The 19,643-nt window shown below is 69.6% G+C and carries 17 protein-coding genes; 13 read left to right on the top strand and 4 right to left on the bottom strand.

Annotated elements, in window-relative coordinates; translation table 11 throughout:
- Positions 1–156: 156 nt before the first annotated feature.
- The 5 genes from VFL28_02595 to VFL28_02575 all read left to right on the top strand — a co-directional run bounded on the left by VFL28_02595 (position 157) and on the right by VFL28_02575 (position 5,517).
- Complete coding sequence (locus VFL28_02595; GenBank protein ID HET7263531.1) at positions 157–1,482, top strand: MFS transporter; 1,326 nt, start codon at positions 157–159, stop codon at positions 1,480–1,482.
- A gap of 77 nt (positions 1,483–1,559) precedes the next feature.
- Entirely contained in the window at positions 1,560–2,804 is a 1,245-nt protein-coding gene (locus VFL28_02590) for a copper resistance protein CopC (protein HET7263530.1), read from the top strand.
- Between the two features lie 31 nt (positions 2,805–2,835).
- Entirely contained in the window at positions 2,836–3,912 is a 1,077-nt protein-coding gene (locus VFL28_02585) for a potassium channel family protein (protein ID HET7263529.1), read from the top strand.
- Positions 3,913–3,922: 10 nt separating this feature from the next.
- Complete coding sequence (locus VFL28_02580) at positions 3,923–4,486, top strand: Maf family protein (GenBank protein ID HET7263528.1); 564 nt, start codon at positions 3,923–3,925, stop codon at positions 4,484–4,486.
- Positions 4,483–5,517: a D-2-hydroxyacid dehydrogenase gene (locus VFL28_02575; GenBank protein ID HET7263527.1), complete on the top strand. Its 1,035-nt coding sequence runs from the start codon at positions 4,483–4,485 to the stop codon at positions 5,515–5,517. The genes VFL28_02580 and VFL28_02575 overlap by 4 nt, the downstream gene beginning before the upstream one ends.
- 66 nt (positions 5,518–5,583) lie before the next feature.
- Here the strand turns inward: VFL28_02575 and VFL28_02570 are convergent, their stop codons facing one another.
- Positions 5,584–6,120 carry a hypothetical protein gene (locus tag VFL28_02570; GenBank protein ID HET7263526.1) on the bottom strand — a complete coding sequence of 179 codons (537 nt, stop codon included), beginning with the start codon at positions 6,118–6,120 and terminating at the stop codon, positions 5,584–5,586.
- 281 nt (positions 6,121–6,401) lie between these two features.
- Here VFL28_02570 and VFL28_02565 point away from each other — a divergent pair, with 281 nt between their 5' ends.
- The 7 genes from VFL28_02565 to VFL28_02535 all read left to right on the top strand — a co-directional run bounded on the left by VFL28_02565 (position 6,402) and on the right by VFL28_02535 (position 14,595).
- Positions 6,402–6,698 (top strand): HU family DNA-binding protein, encoded by a 297-nt coding sequence (locus tag VFL28_02565; protein HET7263525.1) that lies wholly within the window; start codon positions 6,402–6,404, stop codon positions 6,696–6,698.
- 265 nt (positions 6,699–6,963) lie between these two features.
- A complete protein-coding gene (locus tag VFL28_02560; GenBank protein HET7263524.1) occupies positions 6,964–8,835 on the top strand; it encodes a 2-oxoacid:acceptor oxidoreductase subunit alpha in 1,872 nt (623 codons plus the stop codon).
- Positions 8,828–9,703 carry a thiamine pyrophosphate-dependent enzyme gene (locus VFL28_02555; GenBank protein HET7263523.1) on the top strand — a complete coding sequence of 292 codons (876 nt, stop codon included), beginning with the start codon at positions 8,828–8,830 and terminating at the stop codon, positions 9,701–9,703. The genes VFL28_02560 and VFL28_02555 overlap by 8 nt, the downstream gene beginning before the upstream one ends.
- Before the next feature lie 136 nt (positions 9,704–9,839).
- Positions 9,840–10,145 carry a hypothetical protein gene (locus tag VFL28_02550; GenBank protein ID HET7263522.1) on the top strand — a complete coding sequence of 102 codons (306 nt, stop codon included), beginning with the start codon at positions 9,840–9,842 and terminating at the stop codon, positions 10,143–10,145.
- A gap of 519 nt (positions 10,146–10,664) precedes the next feature.
- On the top strand, positions 10,665–11,873 hold the full coding sequence (locus VFL28_02545; protein ID HET7263521.1) for an HD domain-containing phosphohydrolase: 1,209 nt from the start codon (positions 10,665–10,667) through the stop codon (positions 11,871–11,873).
- Positions 11,870–14,389: an MFS transporter gene (locus VFL28_02540; GenBank protein HET7263520.1), complete on the top strand. Its 2,520-nt coding sequence runs from the start codon at positions 11,870–11,872 to the stop codon at positions 14,387–14,389. Before VFL28_02545 ends, VFL28_02540 begins: the two co-directional genes overlap by 4 nt.
- A gap of 26 nt (positions 14,390–14,415) precedes the next feature.
- Positions 14,416–14,595 (top strand): hypothetical protein, encoded by a 180-nt coding sequence (locus tag VFL28_02535; GenBank protein HET7263519.1) that lies wholly within the window; start codon positions 14,416–14,418, stop codon positions 14,593–14,595.
- A 157-nt stretch (positions 14,596–14,752) separates the two neighbouring features.
- Here the strand turns inward: VFL28_02535 and VFL28_02530 are convergent, their stop codons facing one another.
- Positions 14,753–16,264 carry a hypothetical protein gene (locus tag VFL28_02530; protein HET7263518.1) on the bottom strand — a complete coding sequence of 504 codons (1,512 nt, stop codon included), beginning with the start codon at positions 16,262–16,264 and terminating at the stop codon, positions 14,753–14,755.
- 410 nt (positions 16,265–16,674) lie between these two features.
- On the opposite strand from VFL28_02530, the gene VFL28_02525 reads away from it, so the two are divergent.
- Positions 16,675–18,288: a tetratricopeptide repeat protein gene (locus VFL28_02525; protein HET7263517.1), complete on the top strand. Its 1,614-nt coding sequence runs from the start codon at positions 16,675–16,677 to the stop codon at positions 18,286–18,288.
- Positions 18,289–18,392: 104 nt separating this feature from the next.
- On the opposite strand, the gene VFL28_02520 is transcribed toward VFL28_02525, so the two are convergent.
- On the bottom strand, positions 18,393–18,950 hold the full coding sequence (locus tag VFL28_02520) for a DUF305 domain-containing protein (GenBank protein ID HET7263516.1): 558 nt from the start codon (positions 18,948–18,950) through the stop codon (positions 18,393–18,395).
- Between the two features lie 135 nt (positions 18,951–19,085).
- The gene (locus VFL28_02515) at positions 19,086–19,637 is read right to left on the bottom strand and encodes a FumA C-terminus/TtdB family hydratase beta subunit (protein HET7263515.1); all 552 of its coding nucleotides are present in this window, start codon (positions 19,635–19,637) and stop codon (positions 19,086–19,088) included.
- Positions 19,638–19,643: the final 6 nt, after the last annotated feature.

Here is a 19,643-nt window from a genome sequence, read left to right as displayed (position 1 = left end):
GCGTGGTTCGTGGACGCGCCGGAGCGTCCCTAGGAACGCCGGGTGTGCGGGGAATGTTGCCCGCGTCGCCGACGGTTAGTGTAAGATAGCAACGGCCGCCGGGGGTTCCGTGCGCGTGATCCGCCGGCGCGTGATTGAACACGACGGGCGGTGAGTATGCGGCTCGAGCGGCTGCTTCACGGACGCTTCTACTACGGATGGATCGTCGCCGGCGTCACGTTCCTCACGTTGATCGCCGCCGCCGGCGTGCGGTCCACCCCGGGCGTACTGATCGTCCCGCTCGAGCACGAGTTCGGCTGGAACCGCGAGGTCGTGCCCGCCGCCGTTTCGATCGGCCTGCTGCTCTACGGTTTCTCCGGACCCTTTGCCGCGGCGCTGATGGACCGGTTCGGCGTGCGCCGGATCATGCTGTCCTCGCTCGCGTTCGTCGCCGCCGGCGTCGGCCTGACGACGGTGATGCGCACCGCGTGGCAGCTCGACCTGCTGTGGGGGCTCATCGTCGGGACCGGTACGGGCGCGATGGCGATGACGCTTGGCGCCTACATCGCCACGCGCTGGTTCATCGAGCGGCGCGGGCTCGTGATGGGTGTGTTCAGCGCGGCCAGCGCGACCGGCCAGCTCATTTTCCTGCCGCTGCTGGCGTCGCTTGTGGTGCTGCACGGGTGGCGCTCCGCGTCGGCGACGGTGTCGGCCGTGGCGCTTGCGATGATTCCGCTCGCGGCGCTGCTGATGCGCAACGATCCCGCGGAAATCGGTCTGCGCCCATTTGGCGCGCCGGCCGACGACACGCCGGCCGCCAATGCGGCCGGGCCACAGACGCCGGCCGGCCCGCGTCCAAATCCGGCCGTGGCCGCCGTGCGCGCGCTTGCCGACGGCATGGGCAACCGCGACTTCTGGCTGCTCGCCGGGTCGTTTTTCGTCTGCGGCGCGAGTACGAACGGCCTCATCGGCACCCATCTCATTCCGGCGTCCATGGAGCACGGCGTGCCGGAGGTGGCGGCCGCCGGGTTCCTCGCCACGATCGGCGTGTTCGACCTGATCGGGACCGTCTGCTCGGGCTGGCTCACCGACCGCTGGGACAGCCGGTACCTCCTGTGCTGGTACTATGCGCTGCGCGGGCTGTCGCTACTGTTTCTGCCCTACGCGCTTGGGACGTCGTTCGGGCCCATGGCCGCGTTCGCGGTGTTCTACGGTCTGGATTGGGTGGCGACGGTGCCGCCGACCGTCCGTCTCACCGCGGACGTCTTCGGCAAGCAGCGCGTCGGCGTCATGTTCGGGTGGATCTTCGCGTCGCATCAGCTCGGTGCGGCCATGGCGGCGTTTGGCGCCGGAGCGCTGCGGACCTGGTTCGGCACGTATCAGGGCGCCTTCATGGGCGCCGGCCTGCTGTGCCTGATCGCGGCCGGGCTGGTGATGCGGATCACGGCGCAGTCCCGCGGCCTGACTCCGCCGCTGCGGCCCGCCCAGGCCGGGGCAGTATAAACAGGTCCGACACCTCGGCTTCCCGGACCCGCGCCGCGAAAACGGCCGCATCGCCCGCGCTCGCGGTTCTCGTCGTTGTGCTGGGTGGGCTGTTCGGCCGCGTCCCGGCCGTACTGGCCCACGCCGTGCTGCTCCGCGCCGACCCCCCGGATCTGTGCCGGCTGCCGAGCGGGGACAGCCTCGCCGCGGACACCCCCGCGTGCCGCACCGGCGCGGTGCTGCCGGCGCCGCCCCGATCGGTCGAGCTGCTGTTCAGCGAACCGGTCCAGCCCATCGGGCGCGGTCTACGCGTCGTCGGCCCGGATGGCCGGCGCGCAGATCGAGGCCCCGTCGGGGTCGCGGGCGCGCAGGTGAGCGTGCCGGTCGACGCGCGGGCCACGGGAACGTACCGCGTGGTCTGGTCGGTCATCTCGCCGGACACGCATCCCGAGTTCGGTACGATGACCTTCAGCGTCCGACGGGCCGGCGGCATTGTCGCGGAAGGCGCCCCGGCCGCGGGCGCACCGGGCACGTGGGGAATCGTTCTCGGTGCCCTCGGGCACCTGCTTCACTTCTGCGGTTACGGGCTCGGGTTCGGAATTTTCGCGGCCGCGTGGCTCGCCGGCGGTCCAGAAGCTCCCGAACCCATGTGGCGGGCGCTCGGGCTCGGCATCCTGCTCTTGCTCGCCGCCGAGCCGGTCGCGTTCGCGGCGGAGTCCGTCTCGCTCGGCGCCTTGGGCGGAGCGGATCCCGCGGTGATGGGCGCCGTGCTCGACTCGAGCTTCGGGCGGGTGCTGGCCCAGCGGCTCGCCGCCGCGATCCTGCTGTGGGTGCTCGCGGGCGCGATTCGAACCGGCGCGCTGCGGGCGGCTTGGCCGGTGCCACTGCTCGGCGTGGCGCTCGCGTTCGTCGACGGAGAGGCCGCGCACGCGGCGGGCGTGCGGCCGCCGTGGTGGGGGCTCGGTGTCAATACGGTGCACGTGTGCGCGATGGGCTTGTGGGCGGGTACGCTCGCGTTTGCCCTGCTGCCGCCCCCTTTGCCCAGATCCTCTCGCGGGTGGCGCATCGCTGCGCGCGTGCTCGCGCCGGCCGCGGTCGCGGGCGCCGCGGCGACCGGCGCTGTGATGGCTTTCCAGCATCTGGCGGGGCTGCGGGACTTCGTGGCCAATCCTTACGGCCGGGCCCTTGGCGTGAAGGCCCTCGTGGCGATTGCGGCCGCGGGGCTCGGATGGGCCGGCGTGCGCCGCTCCGCCCCGCGCCTGCTTCGCTGGGAGGCGGCCGCGCTGCTCGCCGTGCTCGCGCTGGCCGGACTGCTCGTGCTGATGCGGCCGCCGGTGCCGTAACGGCGCCGCGCGCGCAGAGGGGGTGGCCGTCGTGCGACTGATTGCCGGCCTCGGCGGAATCTGCGTGATCATCTCTATGCTCTGGGACGCTTTCGAGACCGTCATCCTGCCGAGGCGGGTCGCGCGCCATCTTCGGGTGGCCTTCTACATCACATACTTGTGGCGCGCCTGGGTCGCGCTGGTGGGGCGGATGCGCCGGCCGAGCCGGCGCGAGGCGTATCTCGCATACTTCGGACCGCTCGTGACTCTCAGCCTCCTTGCCGTCTGGGCCGTTGGGCTGATCGTCGGGTTCGGAATGTTGCAGTGGAGCTACGGGTCGCAGATGACCGCGCCGGAGGGCCACCCGGGATTCGGTACCGACATCTATCTCAGCGGGACGACGTTCTTTACGCTCGGGCTGGGGGACGTCCAGCCGAGATCCACAGTCGCCCGCATCATCCTCGTCGTCGAGAGCGGGGTCGGATTTTCGTTCCTGGCGCTGATCATCTCGTACCTGCCGGTGATCTATCAGGGGTTCTCGCGGCGGGAGTCGCACATCTCGATGCTCGACGCGTGGGCGGGGTCGCCGCCGAGCGCCGGAGAACTGCTGAGGCGGTCTCGCGGCGACCGCGCGCTGCTGGAGCCGTTTCTCCGCGAGTGGGAACGATGGGCGGCCGATCTGCTCGAAAGCCACATCTCATACCCGGTGTTGATCTACTTCCGGTCCCAGCACGACAACGAATCCTGGCTCTCCGCGATCACGGCGGTGCTGGACAGTTGCGCGCTGATAATCGGCGGCCTCGAAGGCGCGCCGCACCGGGCCGCCGAGCTTACGTTTGCGATGGCGCGCCACGCGCTCGTCGACATCAGCATCCTGTTCAACCAGCCGCCGGTGCCGCCGCACCCGGACCGGTTGTCTGAGGACGATCGGGCCAGACTCATGGCGGTGCTGCGCGCCAACGGCTGTCCGGTGCGCGGGGGCGCGGCGGCGGCGACGCAGATGGATGAGCTGCGCCGCATGTACGAGCCGTACGCCAACGGGCTGTCGTACCGGCTCGCGATGCCGCTGCCGGCGTGGCTCGGCGCGGAGGGCGCGCGCGACAACTGGCAGAAGTCGAGGTGGCGGTGATCGTGTCGCGGTGATCGTGCTGGCCTCGGCCTCGCCGAGGCGCGCCGAGCTGCTCGCCTCGGCGGGGATCCGGTTCGTCGCCGTTCCGAGCAGCGTCGTCGAGGAGCGCCTGGCGGGTGAGCCGCCCGAGGTCTTCGTACGCCGCCTCGCCGCGGCGAAAGCGCGCGACGTGGCCGCCGGGCGGACGAACGGGTTCGTGCTCGCCGCGGATACCGACGTCGTGCTGGAGGGCGACGTGCTCGGGAAGCCCCGAGACGCCGCGGACGCCAGAGTGATGCTCGCGCGGCTGTCGGGACGCGTCCACGACGTGGTGACGGGCTTCGAGGTGTATGATGTGCCGGCGCGGCGCGCGGACGGCGGCGTCGTGCGGACCCGTGTCGAGTTCGCTCCGCTCAGCCGCGAGGAGATCGACGCGTACGCCGCCACGGGCGAGCCGTTGGGGAAGGCGGGCGGATATGCCATTCAAGGGGGGGCCGCGGGAATGATCCGGCGGATCGAGGGGTCGTACACCAACGTCGTGGGGCTGCCGCTTCGCGAGGTCCTGGAGACGCTCCGGCGGATGAGGGCGCTGTGACGCGCGCGCAGCCGCTGCCGGTGCTCATCGCGTCGTATCTCGAGCCGCAGCTCGTCGAACGGATCCGCGCCGTGCCCGGCGTGGAGGTCATGTACGAGCCCGACCTGCTGGCGAAGCCGGTCTACCAGGGCCAGCATCACGGCCAGCGATTCACGAGGAGCGCCGCCGACGAGGCGCGGTGGCGGACGCTGCTCGCGAGGGCGGAGGTGCTCTTCGACTTCGACCATACGAACATCGAGCGTATCCCAGTCCTCGCGCCCAACGTCCGCTGGATCCAGGCGACGAGCGCCGGCATCGGTGAGATGCTCGTCCGCCGGGGACTCGTCGATTCGCCGATTACGTTCACGACCGCGGCGGGGGTGCACGCGACCGCGCTCGCGGAGTTCTGCGCGATGGCGATGCTCGTCTTCATCAAAGACCTGTTCTGGCTGCGCGCCGAACAGACGGCCCATCGGTGGGAGCGCTATTGCGCGCGAGAAGTCCGTGGGATGACGCTCGGCATCGTAGGGCTCGGCAATGTCGGGCGCGAGGTCGCCCGGCTGGGCGCGGCGCTCGGCATGCGAGTCATCGGGACGAAGCGCACCATCCCCACGGGCGGCGCACCCCACGTGGAGCAGGTGCTGCCGCCCGAGCGAGTTGGGGAGGTCATCCGGCAGGCAGACGTGCTCGTCCTGATCGTCCCGCAGACGGCGGGTACCCGGCGTCTGCTCGGCGCGGAGCAACTGCGGAGCATGAAGCGGGGCGCTATTTTGATCAACATCGCGCGGGGCGGGATCGTGGACGAACAGGCGATGATCGCCGCGCTGCGGGACGGACATCTTGCCGGCGCGGCGCTGGACGTGTTTGCGACGGAGCCGCTCCCGAACGACAGCCCGCTCTGGGACATGCCGAACGTGATCGTAAGCCCGCACTCGGCAAGCACGGTGCCGGGCGAGAATGCGCGCCTAACCGAACTGTTTTGCGAAAACCTCCGCCGCTACCTGGACGGCCGGCCCCTGATCAATCGCTTCGAACGCGAGCGGGCCTACTGACGGCCCCGTCCGCCCGCTGCCGGATGCGGGTTAGGCGAGCGGACAGGCCGTCTTTGTGGAAAGTCCCTAGGGAGCCGCGATCTGGAGGTCCTGCTCGAGGCTCGAGGTCCCGACGGCGCCGGCCGGGAGGGAGACATTCCCGCCGTGGATCAAAGCGCCCGCGGCGAGGCCGACCGGTCCGAGGATGATCGCCCCCGTCAGGCTCGTGGCCCCGGCGGCCCCCACGTCACTCACCTGCCGGACCGAGTCGGGCGTCACGTCGAGAGGTGCGAGCCGGACGGGCCGGCCGTCGACGGCGTTGACCTCGACGTAGGCGATGTGCACCCGCGCGTTCTTCCCGAAGATCCCGGGCTTGGAGACGTCGGTGACGATGCCCTGGGCCGGGGTGCCCTGTGTCACCACCGCCGTGCGGTAGATGAGCACGTCGGTCGCGACCGTGAACCTGACCTGGGCCCCTTCGGCGATCTTGCCGGAGTCGACCGGGGTCTCAAACCGGAGCAGCACTTTTGTGCCGGCCGGAGCCGTCAGGATCGAGCCGGCGAACGCGGGAACTAGGGAGAAGGCGAGGGCGAAAACAGCGACAAGCGCAACGCAGGTACGCATGGGCGGCCTCCTTTGTCGTCCGTTAGTTCGGCGTAAGTTTCGAGTTCGTGGTTCCGCGAGTGAGGCAATCGCCGGGAGGAATTATTCGCCGCGCCCGCTCGGACACCTGCGCCCCCGCCCGCGCGCCGCACGTCTGCCCGCGGCGAGGCGGTCCCGCGTTCGGCGCACTCGTGTCCGGTGCCGATCCCGCGAATAACCCATTAAAATAAGGCCCCGGACGCGGAAGCCATGAAGGAAACCCCTTTGGCTTCCCGAACCCCCTAAGTGCCGAAGCGACGACCATAAACCGGGAGGGAGACATGACGAAGGCTCAGTTCGCGGCGAAGCTCGCTGAGAAGTGGAAGACACCGAAGGCGCACGCGGTCCGCACGCTCGATGACGTGCTGGACCAGCTGACCTCGACCTTGAAGAAGGGCGATCGCGTTCGTTTTCCCGGGTTCGGAACGTTCCGGGTCCTGAAGCGGAAGGCCCGGATCGCGCGCAACCCGCAGACCGGCGAGCCGGTGAAGGTGCCGGCCAGGACGGTTCCCCGGTTCACCCCGGCCAAGGAACTGAAGGAGCTCGTGAAGCGCGCCTAAGCCGCGAAGAGCAGCCTCGACCGGGCCGGCGGGGTCGGTGCCCCCGCCGGCCCGGTCCAGTTTTCCCCCCGCCCGCCCCGCCGGCCCGCGTCTGAACCCCGCGCCGTCTGGGTATCCTGGCACTTTGCCGGGAGACCTGCTACTATTTAATGCCGGTAGTGAATAGGGACGCTCAACAACGAACTCGAGCCGCGACGCTCGGGGGAGACGGCATCCTCGTGCCTCGCCCACCGCACAGCGGCTCCGCCGGAGGCAACAGCAACCGATGCAGACCAATCGAATGAAGCTGCTCATCGGGGGCGTGCAGCTTCGCGACGGCGTGTCCACGGTCACGGACATTCTGGGGCGTCTGCTGACGCGCGACGGTCTCTACGTGACGGCCGTCGAGCGCGGCTTCGCGTCGACGATCTACGGCGCCCACCAATACGACCCGCTCGTCATCGCGCCGGAGCCGCCGACCTCATGGGGTGATTCGCGGGTCGATATCCTCGTGGGTCTCGAGTACGACGTCAACCCGGACTCGAAGGTCCAGCCGAACCGCGACACGCTGCTGCGCCATGCCCGCGAACTGCGCGACGGCGGCGTCGCCATCTACGACAGCTCGACCGGGATTGTGCCGACCGACGACCTCGAGGCGCGCGGCGTGCGCGTCTTCCCGATTCCCGCGCGTCAAATCGCGCAGCGCGACCTCAAGAAGGAAGTCGTCAAGAACGTCGTCATGACGGGCGCGCTCTTCCGGCTGCTCGACTTCGATCAGGACGAGAGCCGCCTGCGCCGTCTGCTCGAGGAACGGTTCGCCAAGCGCGGGGCCGGGCTCGTCGATCTGAACCTCGAGGCGGCCCGGCGCGGCCGCGCGGCCGCGGAAGCGATTCTCAGGGAGCGCGGGTGGCGCGACATCGGGATGCGGCTGGAGCCGGTCGCCGGGAAGCCGCCCGCAGTGTACATCGGCGGGAACGAGGCGCTTGCGATCGGCGCCATTCAGGCCGGGGTTCGATTCTACGCCGGCTACCCGATCACGCCCGCGACATCGATTCTCGAATTCATGCAGCGGCATCTGCCGCGGTACGGCGGCCGCGCGCTGCAGGGCGCGAACGAACGCGAGTCGATCCGGGCCGCGCTCGGCGCCGCGGCGGTCGGCGTGCTCAGCATGGTCGGCACGAGCGGCCCGGGGCTGTCGCTCAAGGTGGAAGAGATCGGCGTCTCCGGCATCACCGAGACGCCGCTCGTCATTGTGGATACGATGCGGGCGGGTCCGTCGACGGGGATGCCGACGAAGCCGGAGCAGGGCGACCTGTGGCTCGTGACCGGCGGCGGCCACGGCGAGATCCCGCGCATCGTGATTGCGCCATCCACGATCGAAGAGTGCTGTTCGCTGATGCGCGACGCGGTGCGGCTGTCGGACAAGTACCAGTGCCCGGTCTTTTTCCTGACGGACCTCAACCTGAGCGAAGGACGCGCCACCGTCCGTGAGGACGCGTTCAAGAACGGCGGACGGCCCGCGCGCGAGGTCTTGAGCGAGACGGACGTTCACGAGGGGCGCTATCTTCGGTACCGCCTCACCGATTCGGGCATCTCGCCGCGCCTCGTTCCGGGGACCCCGGGGGTCACCGCCAAGGTCAACAGCACCGAGCACGACGAGGCCGGATTCGTCACCACCCACCGGCCGATGCGCGTCGCGCAGATGGACAAGCGCATGCACAAGATGATGGAGTATCTCCAGCACGACGCGAAGCCGCCGCAAGTTTACGGCACCCTGGGTAAAGGTCCGATCCTCGTGGGGTGGGGTTCAACCAAACCGGTCCTGTTGGACGCGCGTGAACGCCTGCGGTCGGAAGGCGTCGAGGCCGCGGTCGTGCACTTTACGCACCTCTGGCCGTTCCCGACGGCGCTCGCGAAGCCGCTGCTCGATCGCGGCGTGCCGGTAGTCGTCTGCGAACACAACTACCTGGGGCAACTGGCCGGTCTGATCCAGGCCCACTGTCTCATTCAAACGCGGCGCGTCCTCAAGTACAACGGACGGCCGCTGCACCCGTCCGAGGTCGTTCGTGCCGTGCACGAGGTGACCAGCAACGGCGCCGGCACGATCCGCCTCGGCGGCAAGGAACCCTTGATGGTCGAGGTGTCGCTCGATGCCTGAGACGAAGCCGGTGCAGCCCGTGAAGTCGGTCTGGGAGCAAAACGCCACGCCGCGGCACCGCATTCAGTGGTGCCCCGGGTGCGGCGACTACGCCGTGCTCAACGCCCTCAAGGCCGCCCTGACCTCTCTCGAAATGAGGCCGTCCGAGGCCTTCCTGGTCGGGGGGATAGGCTGCTCGGGCCAGATCCGCAACTACCTCAACGGCAACACCTTTTACGGCACGCACGGCGGTGCGCTCGCCTACGCCCTCGGCGCCAAAATGGCCAACCCCGGCCTGAAGGTGATCGTGCTGGCCGGCGACGGCGACACGCTGGCCATCGGCGTGGAGAACTTCGTGCACATCTGCCGGCGCGACCCGGACATCACGCTCGTCATCATGGACAACGGCGTCTACGGCCTGACGAAGGGGCAGGATTCGCCGTCGTGGGGCCTCGGGCAGCCGGAGATGAAGCTCTCCGAGGAACACCCGCCCTTCCTGGATCCGCTCAAGCTTGCCCTCGCCTCGGAAGCCACCTTCGTCGCGCAGTCATTCTCCGGCGATCCGAAGATGACGACGCAGTTGATGGTCGAGGCCGTCCGGCATCCCGGCTTCGCGATGCTGAACGACTTTTCGCCCTGCGTGACGTACAATAAGCTCAACACGTACGATTGGTTCCGCGACCACGTGGAGCCGGTGCCCGACGGCCACGATCCGGCGAGCCTGGAAGCGGCGGAGCGCCTGATCCATGAGTTCGACCGTCGTCAGAAGTTGCCCGTGGGCGTCATCTACCGGCACCCGCGTAAGAAGGAGCCGGCGAAGCGGCTGCCGCTGTGGCCGGCCGAGCTCGCCAACGTCGACGTCGAGCCGATGCTGGCGGGATTCCGGTAGGATCGTCTCGTGCGGCTCGGGAACAGCCGCGTGGATATCAAGGGTCCGGAATAGGTCCGTAGGAACGTCCGGGGACGCTCAGAATTCGGCGGCGACGCGTGTTCTGGGCGTCCCTGTTTTCGGGGGGGAGCGAGCTTTGCGCACCAGTAGGACACCGGACCCGCCGGCGGAGGGATTCGACGCCGGCCGGCTGCTCGCGGACCGTGACTATATTAAAGCCACGACGCAGTCGTTCCCCGCCGCCCTCATCCGGCGTGTCTTGCGGGCGATGGACGAGCGCCGCCGCGGTCGCGGTGGGGCGGCTCAGAATCCGCGGGACCTGCCGGAGATGAGTCTGGCCGAGATGCAGCGAGAAATCGCCTGGCGTCTTGGGACGCTGCCGCCCGAAGATGCCCGGGCCATCGCCAGATTCGTAAGGGAACTGGCGCTCCGCGGACGGTAGGGCTGCGCCGGCACGTTCGCCGACAGCCGCCGGTGAAACTTATAGCGAATTTCTTTAACAGTTTTCAGTTACTATTCGGAAGGTCTGCGGGCGCGGCTTCGGGGGCATGACGGAAGGAATGGGGAAAAGACTATTGAAGTTACAGGCCACTTGGTCGGGGCGGGTGGGGGTACAGCGGTCTACCATACCGCAAATCCCCGGGGTGCCCTTTGGGCAGCGGAGGGGAGGACTTCGCAGTCGCCGCGCGAGCGGCGAACGATTGTTTCCCGAGTGGGTGGGGTGCAAATCAACAGCACTCAGCGTCACACACTCGCAAGTGATGTCATGTACGGCGACGGCGGGGCATAACGCAGTAGACAAGATCCGGCACCTTCCAAGGCTGGTGCCGTGAGTCCGATCCCACCCGACCCCCGATCGGTCCCTAGGAATTCACCCCTCGGCGTTCTCACCGTGGTCCGCCAATGGTTGCGGACCATCGTGGAAATGAACGTCCGTGCCCCGGATGAACGCAACGAATTCGTGTCACCTCCGCCGTGGCTGCGCGGAGCGCTCGCTGCGGGCTTCATTATCGACGTCGGCGCACTCATGCTGCTTTCGCCCCGCGATATTCCGGCCGTCGCGGCGCTAACGGCGGTTTACGGGCTGACAATGCTCGTGCCCCCGGTGCCGAGCCCCCTCGGCATGATTCGCACCCCGCGCGTGGCGTTTCTTGTGACCTTGATGTTGCTCTGGTCCCCCCTGCATACGTTGATCGCGATCGCGTTCGGAACCATGCTGGCTGTTACCGCGTTCCGCCTCTACGAGCCGTGGCGTGCGCTCATCAATACGTTTTGGTGGGCGTATCCGGCGGCGTTTGGCTCCGCGATCGGACACGCCCTCTTGCGGGCCATTCCGGGGCGTCTCGCCGGAATCGCCGTCGCGAGTTTGGTCGTCCTCGTCCTCTACCTGCTTGCGAACTTTGCGTTGATCGCGCTGTACCGCCGTCTTCGCCACGGCGAGTCATTCTTCGCATATTGGTGGAGCTGCCTCACCGAGAATCCGCTGTCTCAAGTCTTGGCGGCGCCCGTCCCGGTTCTCTTGGGTACCATCGGGATCGGGCCCGGACGCGGGCCGTGGCTCGCGCTGTTGCTGACGACACTATCCGCGGTGACCATGCCGGCCGTTCGCGCGCAGCTGGCGGTGTTCTTGGCGTCGCAGCGCACCGTGCAGGACATCGTCCGCGCGCTCATGATCGCGCTCGAGCGGACGGTTCCGGGAGCGCACGCACACGCGCAGCGGGTGAGTGCGCTCGTGAGCGAAGTGGGCCGGCGGATGCGGGTGCCGGCGGGTGTGGTCGAGTCGTGGCGTACGGCGGCGCTCCTGCACGACATCGGACTGATCGACGCGGAGTCGCGGACGGCGCCGCCGGTCAGCCACGCGATCGTCGGCTCGAGAATCCTTGCGTCCCATCCCGATGCGGTCGTGGCCCAGATGGTGCGCGAGCATCACACGCCGTGGTCGGCGGTCACGTCGCGGCTTCGAGGAAATGTCGCACTCGGCGCGCGCGTCCTCGCCGCCGCCGAGTGTTACGACGAATTGCGGTACGGGACGCCGGACGCTCCCCGCAAGACGACCCACAAGGCGGCCGCGGCGGCCCTGCGGCCGCTGATCGGCTCCCACCTGGACCCTCGAGTCGCGCCGGTTGTGATCGAAACGGCCGGACGCCTGGAGCCGCGGTCGGCGTCGTGACGACCGGCCGCCGGGTGGCCGTTCCCACCGCGGTGTTTCTGGCCGTGCCCGCGGCGGTGCTCGCCGTGATCGGGTTTCATGAGCACCTGACGCCGGCGGATCCGACCCTGCTGCTGGCCACCGCCGCCACCGTCGCGTGGCTCGCCGCCTATCCGCTGCGGATCTCGCCGAGCGATGACTTCCCGCTGGTGTTCGTCCCGGTGATCGTCGCCCTCGGCGTCGGGCGGCCGGTTCTTGCCGCCGCCGGCGCGCTCGCGGGCCTGGTCCTCGCGGCCGGCACCGAAGCGGAGCGGTGGGGCGGGCTGCGCGCGATCGAGGAAGCGACCGCGTTGTCGGGCGCGGTGCTGGCGGCCGTGCTGCTGCCGCTCCCTCACGCGCCCTACCGGCTCGGCGGCGTTGTGCTTGCGGCGGTCGTCTACGCCGCGATCCGCACGCCGCTCGTGGCGACGCGGATCGCGAGAAACGAGGGGATGGGGTGGGGCCGGGCGTTCGCGATCGTGGCCAGCGCCTGCGGTACCTCCTTCGGCATCTCGGTGCTGCTCGCGCTGACCACCGTCACCGTGGAGCGCATCTGGCTTCCCGGAACCGGAGGAGTGGCGTTGAGCATGTTGCCGCTGCTTGCCGGCGGCGTCGTGCTGCACGTCTTTCATCCGCAGTCCATGAGCGGCCAGGAAGAGCGGCGCGTGCTTGCCACGACCGCCGTGCTGGCCGACGCGATGGACGTCAAAGACAGCCGGACCGGCCTGCATTCGCAGGACGTCGCCCAACTCGCGAAGCGGCTCGCGCGGGCGATCGGCGTGAACGAGCGGCTTGCGCACGATGCGTTCCTCACGGGGTTGCTGCACGATGTCGGCAAGGTGGTGGTCCCGGACTCCATTCTCCAGAAGCCCGGCCAACTCACTCCGGAAGAGTGGGACATCATGCGGTCTCACGTCGTCGACAGCGCCGACATGGTCGCGTCGATTGCCGGCTTATCCCGCATCGCGCCGATGGTGCGCGCGAGCCACGAGCACTACGACGGCACCGGCTACCCGGACGGCCTGCGCGGCCGCGAGATCCCGCTCGCCGCCCGCATCGTCGCGATCGCGGACACCTATCACGCCCTGACGAACGATCGCGTCTACCGCTCCCGGCGGGATGCCGCGGCGGCTCTTGCCGAGCTCGACCGGTGCAGCGGGACGCAATTCGACCCGGTGCTCGTGCGGGCGCTGCGGACCCTCGCCGCCCGCCCGGCGCCCGGCTCCGCCGGCGGGCCGGCCCCCGCGTGGCTGACGGTGCTGCGCCGTCCCGCTTTCGCGCTCCTGTGGTTCGGCGAGGCGGTGTCGTTTCTCGGCGACGAGGTCTTCTTCATCGCCATTACGCTGTGGGTGTACGCGCTGACCGGATCGGCCGTGACGCTCGCCGCCGCACTCTCGGCGGGATACGTGGCGCAGGCGTTGTTCAGTTTTCTCGCGGGCGCCGTGGCAGATCGTGTCGACCGCAGAGCCGTGGTGGCGCTGTCCGACGTCGGACGGGCGATCGTCGTGGCGGCGCTGCCGTTTGTGCTGCCGAGGTCGCTGCCCTTCGGCCTCCTTCTCCTCGGCATCTTGAACGTCGGCTCCGTCTTCTTCCGGGCGGCGGTCACCGCGCTCTTGCCGTCGATCGCGACGGTCGAGGAGTTGCCGGCGATCAACGCGCTGTTTCAGACGACGGAACGCATCGCCGAGATCGCCGGGGGCGTGCTCGGTGCCGCCGCGGTGCTGACGCTGGGGTACGCCGGGGTGATGTTCGCGGACGCCGGGTCGTTCCTCGTGAGCGCGATCTGCGTTCTGCTGATGCCGCTCGCCTGGGGCGCCGGACTCGGCGCGCGGGGCGGCGCGACCATTACCGCGGATCTGATGTCCGGTCTGCGGTACATGTGGCAGACGCCCTTTCAGCGGTATTTCGCGCTGCTGATCCTGCCGGGATACCTGACGCTCGCGTTTGAAGTGCTTCGCGCACCGATGGTGGTCCACACGGCGCATCTTTCGCCGGCGGCCTATGGCGTCGTAAACAGCGCGCTCGGCGTGGGCAAGCTCGCAACCGCGCTCGTCCTCGCGGGCCTGACGAGGCGCTGGGCGACGCCGAGTCTGGCGGTGTTTGCCTACATCCTGGCGGGGTTTGGGGTTGCCGTTTTCGCCACGGCGCCGTGGTATCTCGGCCTGGTCGCGGGTGCGTTCATCTTCGCGGTCGGCAACATGATGACGAGCATCGTGAACGCCACGCTGGTCATGCAGGTGACGCCCCAGGCGCTGCTCGGGCGCGTCCTCGGAAACCGGCAGATGCTGCTCCAGGGCACGCGGCTCATCGGGGCCTTGGCGCTCGGGCGCGTCGCCGACGCCGCCTCACCGCCGGTCGCGCTGTGGATCATGGCCGGGGCGTGTGTCTTCGGTGTGACGTTCGTGTGGTTGTTTACCGGCAGGTATGTGACGGCGCCGTCCAACCACTCCGCTTTGCCGGCAGGCGGCGCGCCGCCTGTCGCCGACGCCGGGCAATAAGACCGGCCGGGATGCGGGCCGCCGGGATGACGCCTCCGCCGCCTCACACGCAAACGACGCCGCCCGCGGTGTCGCTGCGGGCCCGCCGCCCGCCGGGCCGAGGCATTCCGGCGTGGTTCAATCACATGATGGCCGCCGTGGCCGCGGCGGCGCTCTTCGTGCTCGCCGAGGGATATTCGTCGAGGTGGACGGGGTCGTCGACATGACAACCGTTCCCAGGTTGGCCGCCGCGCTGGAAACGGCGGCCGCGCAGACGGCCGGCCCCGTGATCGTCTCGTTGATCGTGGCCGAATATCTGGACAGCCACGGCGTCGCGACGTTGTTCCAGACGGCGACGCGCCTCAGGGTGAGCCGCCGCGCGCTCTACCTCGTCGCGGCTCCGGAATCACCCGTCGGCGGGATCCTCCGCGCGGTGGACTTCGCATCCCTCTGCCCGGTGTTCGGTTCCGTGGACGCCGCGGTCGGCGCCGCCTCCGAGTCCGTCACGTAGTCCGCACCAGCCCACGCGCCGTGCCGCGCGTCGAGCACCGCATGGATCTCGGCACGGCTCGTCTGCGGATGCGTGTCGACCACCGTGATGGAGCGGGCCTCAAATCCGGGAGCGCCGGCGGTCAGGACTTCCGCGAGCCGCGCCGGCGAGCCGGCCAGGAGGACGACGCGCTCGAGGCCCGCGCGGTGCAGCGTTTCGAACGGGACGGGCGCGGGCGTCACCTGCACGAGTGCGCGTCCAACCGGACCGTACGAGCGCAGCATCCGCGTCAACGTCTCGGCGGTGCGGTCGGCAAAGATCACGTTTGACGCCTCGTTCCACCGCGCGTTCTCCCGGGCCGTCTGCAAATGTTCTCCCGTCGTGCGCCCGATGACGCGGCGCGCCGCGGCGGCCGCAGGCAGCGTGTAAGCGCCGATTCCCGCCTCGGTCTCGAGCACGGTCGTCTCGCCGTCGGGCGCCAGCGCGTCGACTGCCGCGGCGACGGCGTCGCCACGACCCGACACGGGGAACGGCGCGAAGACGGGGACGTGGTACCAGCGGTCGAGCATCGCCTCAACCACCCCCGCGCGTCCCCACCGCAGCTCGCTCATCGGCTCGCCCGTCCGGGCCGGCCGCCGCGCCGGCTTCACCGTAATCTCGACCAATCGCGTGATCCGGCCGCCGATCAGCTCGACGACGGCCGCGCGCGCGCGCGGCGACAGACGTCCCGCGTGGACGAGTCCGACCGCGACCTCGCGCGACGCCTCGCCGGCCCTGATCCGGATCTGGCGCCACGCCGAACGGTCCCCGTCCGCGTCGTCGAGGCGCAAAATCAGATCGCACCAGGCGCGCTGCATTTCGTCGAACGCCGCCTGGAGAGCCGGCGACTGGATGGGGCACGCGCGGATCGCCACGGCGGACGCCGCATCCGCGGCGTGCAGGCCGAGGGCCGCCGATCCGCCGTCCACCGCCGGCACGTACGTGCCGGCGGTGCGGTAGCCCCACGCCGCCCTCGCGGGGACGACGCGCACCGGCACCCCGCCGAGGCCGACCGCGCGGAGTGCCCGCCGCACAAGCGTGCCCTTGTACTCGGCTTGCGCCGCCGTATCGAGGCGCTGCCACTGGCAGCCGCCGCACCGCTCGAAGTAGGAGCACGCCGGGCGCACACGATGTGGCGACGGGCGCACAAGCGCGAGGAGATGTCCGCGATAGGCTGCGCCGCGGCGCTCGCGCAATTCGACGTCCGCCACGTCGCCCGGAACGGCGTCCTCGACGGCGACCGTCCAGGATCCGACATGCGCGACCGCGCGTCGGCCGTTCGACATTTCGGTAAACTCGACCCGCACGCGGGTGCCGAGAACCGGTCGATGCGCATCCCGCAGCGGCGCGCTGGGCGTGCCGATCACGGTTACCTCCCGGACTGTTCGTCCGCGCACCCGGCACATGTGTGAAGCTGCCCGTTTCGTTTACAGGCGCGGGACCGGAATTCCTCGCGTCGGGATTCGGGCGGCGGGCCGGCGCCGCTCCTCCCACCTTGGGCGGGCGGCGAGGATCGGCGGCGAAGCGAGTCAATCGTACAGTCGTTCGGTAGGTATTTTAGCAAGCAATGCTCAACTTGGCAGAGCATGCGCCCAAGGTACTTTCCAAATATGTCGGCGCGACATTCCTCCTTCACAATTCGTTTCTCTGCATCGATGTGGCCGTCCGGCCAAAACTCAATGGGGGTGTGGCAGAATGCGGAAAATCCTTGCAATGGTGGCGGTCGTGACACTGTTGGTGCTCGGGGGCGTCAGCGGCGCGGGATTGCAGACAGGGCATGCGTATAATCCCACTCAGCTCGCGGCGGACGGCGACAACGGGAGCGGCGGGTAGTTCACGCAGAACGGATACAAACACCGACATTCGGTACGTTAGCGGTAGGTTCAGCCGGCCGGACGGCCACCTATCACGACGGTCACCTATCAGAGACGGCACCTACTGGAGGAGTAGGGGGTCCCCCCGCCCAATAGTTAAGGTCGCGTTGACGTCCCGGGGGGACGGTGCAATGCCGCAGTTGACCTTCGGGCAACTATTGAAACAAGCTCGGCTCGCGCGCGGCCTCAGTCAGTCTGAGGTTGCGACTCCGGTGTTGACGAAGGCGTTTGTCAGTTTGTTGGAGCGGGACGGCGCCCGGCCGTCCCTCGAAACGCTCACGCATCTGGCGGAGCGGCTCGACCGTCCGGTCGCGACGCTGCTCCGCGCCCTCGACCGGAAGGGGACCGCGCGCGTGCTCGCCGACCTCGACAACCGCGGGCGGCAGGCGCTGAGCCAGCGTCGCTATGACGCGGCCCGCGGGGTGTTTGAACAGCTGCTGGAATTCGCCGCCGGGGCCGGCATGCCGCAGCTCGTCGCGAGCGCCAGGCTCGGCATCGGCGAAGCGCTGGTCGGACAGTTCCGCCCTCGAGACGCCGAGCCGCTTCTGCGCGAATCGCTCGATCACGCGCGGCGCACACGCGACCGCCTGATGGAGTGCCGGGCGCTCCGCAACCTGGGTCTGATCGAGCACCGCGGAGGCCGGCTGATCGAAGCGGTGCGGTTGTACGAAGAGATGCTGTCGCTCACTCCGTCGCTGCCGAAGCCGGAGCCCGTGCTCCACGGCGAGGTGCTCGGCTACTTGAGCACGATGTTCTTTCGGCTGGGCCGGTACGACGAATCCCTCGCCGCCGCGACGGAAGCGATCACGCTCTTCGAGATTCACGCGCCGCACCGGGTGCCGGACGTGCGCATGAACGTCGGCGTCGTCCACTACCGGACCGGCGATTATGCCAAGTCCCTCGTGGAGTACCGCGAGGCGCTGCGGGGTGCGGAGCGGTTCGAGGATCTGGAGACAACCTTCCGAGTCCGCAACAACCTGGCGATGGTGTTGATCGAATCGGGGCGGCCGGCCGAGGCGCTGGAGCACCTGCGGCCGGCCGTGACGATGGCGCGGCGGCTGTCGGACGTGATGGGCGAGTGCCGGGCGCTCACGGAGCTCGGCCGGTGCTACCTGGCGCTCGGCGACGTGGCGGATGCGCGCGTCGCGGCGGAGCAGGCGGTGGGACTCAGCCATGCGCGGGGCATGGCCGACGAGGTGGCGCGTGCGAGCATCGTGCTCGGCGTGGTGTCGGTGGCCGAGCGGCGGACGCTGAAGGGACTGCGGTATCTGACCAACGCCTACCAGCACTGCACGAAGACCGGCATGAGGATGGAGGGCATCGTCGCCGGGTACGCCGCCGCGCGCGTGCTGTCCCGGTTGGGCAAGTCCGCCGACGCGTACCGCCTGCACACCGAGGTGTTCGCCGCGCTGCGCCGCCTGACGTCGCCGGACGCATGCGGCGTCATCCGCATGACGGAGACGTTGGACGCGGCGCTCGACCGCGCGATGGAACGCGAGGCGATTTCCTCCGACTAGCGAGCGGCCGTCCACGAACGAAGCGGCCACACGCGGCGGCCGGGTGACCGGCCGCGCGGCGTGTGGCCGCCGTGTTGTCGCCTGCCGTTAGCTTCGCGGCGCCTCTAGCGATACCAAGCGGTCATCCAACTCCGCAGCGTCGCGGCATCCTTGGCGTCCGCGGCCGCCGCGCCTGCGGCGAACGCGCGCAACTCCGGGCGGTCCGCCCGCTGCGCGGCGAGCTTGGACAGCGCGACCGCGCGGTCGAGATGCTGGGTCATGAGCTTGATGTACGTCCGCTCAAGCGCGGCGCCGCGGAGAGACCGCAGCTGCTTGACCGGGGCCGTCGCGACACCCTCGTTCCGCTGTCCCGGCTGCGCGCCCATGTCGCCGAGCAGGGTCACCATCTTCTGGATCTGGCCGTGCTCGCGTTCGGTGAAGTTTTGGTTCCAGTGGAGCAGATCCGGATGGTCCGCGTAGAGCGTCGCGGTCATCGCCATCTCGACCGATTCGTCGTCCACAGGAATCACGGCCTGCAGGTACGATACGTCGAACGCGTGCCCGTGGAGCGCGGACAGGTTCGCGACCGCGGGATCGGCCGGCGCGGCGGACGTCGCGAACGCCGCCGCCGCGGGCACCATCATTGCCGCCAGGACGAGCGCGAGTACGTGTGTGCTGCGCATCGGTCACCTCTCGGTGAAAGTCTGCTCGCGGCCGGCTTGAACACGGCGCGGCCATCGCGATTATACCCACGGCCCTCCGGCGACAGACGGCGGAGCGCGGACGCGAAGGAGTAAGGTCCCGGCGCGCGGAGCCCGCTACCGCCGGTATCTTGCGCGGCCGTCCTCGTATGCGTCGCCGCCGTGGCAATCGTTCGCGACCACGACGGGAAATCGCTCGACGACCAGCCGGTAAATCGCCTCCGGGCCGAGATCGGGAAAGGCCACGATCTCGGCGCTGCGCACGCAGCGCCCGAGGAGCGCGGCGGTCCCCTCGACCGCGGCGAAGTACGCGGCGCCGCAGCGCTTGATCGCCTCCTTGACCGCGGCCGAGCGCCGGCCTTTGCCGATCATCCCGAGGACGCCGTGCTCGAGAAGCGCCGGTGTGTACGGGTCCATGCGCGACGCGGTCGTCGGGCCCGCCGACCCGATGGGCCGGCCCGGCCGCGCGGGCGTGGGGCCGCAGTAGTAGATGATCTCGCCGGCGAGGTCGACCGGCAGCGGCTCGCCCGCCGCGATCATTCGGGCGAGGCGCTCGTGGGCCGCGTCCCGCGCCGTGTAGATCGCGCCCGACAGCAGCACCTCGTCGCCCGCGCGCAACCGCTCGAGCTGGGCCCGCGCCGGCGGGGTCGCGAGGACCGCGGGCGCCACGGAAGG

Source organism: bacterium, assembly GCA_035691305.1.
In the GTDB taxonomy this organism is placed as follows: Bacteria; Sysuimicrobiota; Sysuimicrobiia; order Sysuimicrobiales; family Segetimicrobiaceae; genus DASSJF01.
Note: the sequence above shows the minus strand (reverse complement) of the source record. Positions and strands in the feature narration are given on the sequence as shown.

Coding starts and splice junctions, on each gene's coding strand:
- VFL28_02595 (HET7263531.1), top strand. CDS start 157: ATGCGGCTCGAGCGGCTGCTTCACGGACGCTTCTACTACGGATGGATC.
- VFL28_02570 (HET7263526.1), bottom strand. CDS start 6,120: ATGCGTACCTGCGTTGCGCTTGTCGCTGTTTTCGCCCTCGCCTTCTCC.
- VFL28_02560 (HET7263524.1), top strand. CDS start 6,964: ATGCAGACCAATCGAATGAAGCTGCTCATCGGGGGCGTGCAGCTTCGC.
- VFL28_02555 (HET7263523.1), top strand. CDS start 8,828: ATGCCTGAGACGAAGCCGGTGCAGCCCGTGAAGTCGGTCTGGGAGCAA.
- VFL28_02535 (HET7263519.1), top strand. CDS start 14,416: ATGACGCCTCCGCCGCCTCACACGCAAACGACGCCGCCCGCGGTGTCG.
- VFL28_02525 (HET7263517.1), top strand. CDS start 16,675: ATGCGTATAATCCCACTCAGCTCGCGGCGGACGGCGACAACGGGAGCG.
- VFL28_02520 (HET7263516.1), bottom strand. CDS start 18,950: ATGCGCAGCACACACGTACTCGCGCTCGTCCTGGCGGCAATGATGGTG.